A 1,927-nucleotide genomic window follows, 5' to 3' on the forward strand; every position below is an offset into this window, starting at 1 on the left:
CGCCGTGTGCATCAGCGCGCACACCCGCTCGGCTCCCACCGACGCCTGGACCTGCGCCGTCAGCATGAAGTCCTCGCCCAGATCGTCCACCGCCAGCGTCAGCGGGTAGTTGGTGCGTTCCTCTGAATGGATTTCCTCGATACCGTCTTCGTGTGCCGCTTCGCCCTCGCTCTCACCCTCATTCAGTGGGCGCGGGGCATAGCGGAAGTTCAGCAGCGAGCTGAACAAAGGTGCCTGGGCCGGCACCGCGCTGCAGCGCTGAGCCAGGGCCAACGGCGCATGCTCGTGGCGCAGCAGCTGGGTCAGCAGGCGATGCACCTGCCGAGCCAGCTCGTCAATGCGTCGCCCGTCGATGCTCAGGCGCAGAGGCAGTGTGTTGATGAACATACCCAGCGCACGGTCCGCGCGCTCGCCGCCCTGCATGCGTCCAAACAGCACCGTGCCGAAGACCACGTCCTGGCGCCCCGTCGTGCGTGCCAGCACCAGCGCCCAGGCCAGGTGCATCAGGCTGGCTGCGCTCACCCCCAGGCTTCGCGCCCGCTGGCGCAGCGCCTGCGAAAGCGCCGTCGGCAGCATCTGGCTGCGTTCTTCGATGTCCGCCCCGTCGCCCTGCACGTCCAGCAGCCCGAAGGGCGCCGTCGGCTCCTCGATGTCCCCCAGCATCTGGCGGAAGAAGGCCTCGTGCTCCGCCTGGCTCACGCCCAGGCGGGCCTGGGCCACGAAGTTGCGGAAGGGGGCGGGTGGAGCCAGCGCCTCCATGCGTCCGTTCTTGATCAGGCTGGCTTCCTCGACCAGCAGCTCCAGCGTCGTGTGGTCGATCGCCAGGTGATGGGCCAGCACCAGCAGCACCCAGCGCCCTTGCGCGCTGTCATGCGCGGCGAAGGTACGCAACAGGGGAGCCTGGCTGACGTCGATGCGGAAATGACGTGGACCGAACTGGGCCAGCAACTGGCTGCCAATGTCTCCGTGCTGCGGATCCAGCGACACGCTCTGGAAGGGCAGCTCCGCATGACGACGCACCACCTGCATGGGCTGGTCCAGGGACTGCCATGCAATGCCGGTGCGCAGGATGTCGTGGCGGGCAATCACTTGCTGGATGGCCGCAAGGAATCGCTCCAGCTGTTCCTGGCTCGAGAAGGCGCAGAGCGTGGGCAGGAGATAGGGGTCGCCCTCCTTCTCCATCAGGTGATGGAACAGGATGCCTTCCTGCAGCGGGGCCAGCGGGTAGATGTCCTGCACATTGGCCGCGCCGCCCGGCACGGTGGCCAGGACATGGGCGATGGCCTCCTCGTCCAGCGTGGCCAGGGTCAGCATCTCCGGCGTGATCGTCGTCGCGCCTTCGGGAATCAGATTGGGCGGCACCTGCACCGGCGCACTGCCAATGCCCACAGCCGCGGCGACCGCGGCCAGCGTCGGCGAAAGGAACAAGGCGCGCACATCGGTATGCAAACCCGCGCGGCGCATGCGCTCGATCAGGCTCACCGCCATCAGCGAGTGCCCGCCCAGCTCGAAGAAGTTGTCGTGGCGGCCCACGCGCTCGATCTGCAGCAGCTCGGCCCAGAGGGCCGCCAGCGTGGCCTCCACCTCGCCCTGCGGCGCCTCGTAGGCGCGCCGGCTCCAGGCCTGCTCGTCCGGCGCCGGCAGCGCCTTGCGGTCCAGCTTGCCGTTGGGGTTCAGCGGCAGCGATGCCAGCTGCACACAGGCCGCCGGCACCATATAGCTGGGCAGCGTGGCCTCGGCCTGCGCCCGCAGCTGCTCAGCGCTGGCCGTGCCCGTGTAGTAGGCCACCAGGCGCTTGTCGCCGGGCTGGTCCTCGCGGGCCAGCACCACCACGTCACCGGCTTCCTCCGCACCCAGCGCGGCCAGCTTGGCCTCGATCTCCCCCAGCTCGATCCGGAAGCCCCGGATCTTCACCTGGAAGTCATTG

1 protein-coding gene is annotated in these 1,927 nt (G+C 68.7%); it reads right to left on the bottom strand.

The genetic code is table 11. The annotated features are described in order from the left end of the window. The coding region (locus O9Y01_RS23125; protein WP_269634009.1) for a condensation domain-containing protein at window positions 1–1,927 on the bottom strand (1,927 nt) is incomplete at both ends.

It is taken from the genome of Pelomonas sp. BJYL3 (assembly GCF_027257975.1).
Taxonomy (GTDB): domain Bacteria; phylum Pseudomonadota; class Gammaproteobacteria; order Burkholderiales; family Burkholderiaceae_C; genus Roseateles_B; species Roseateles_B flavus.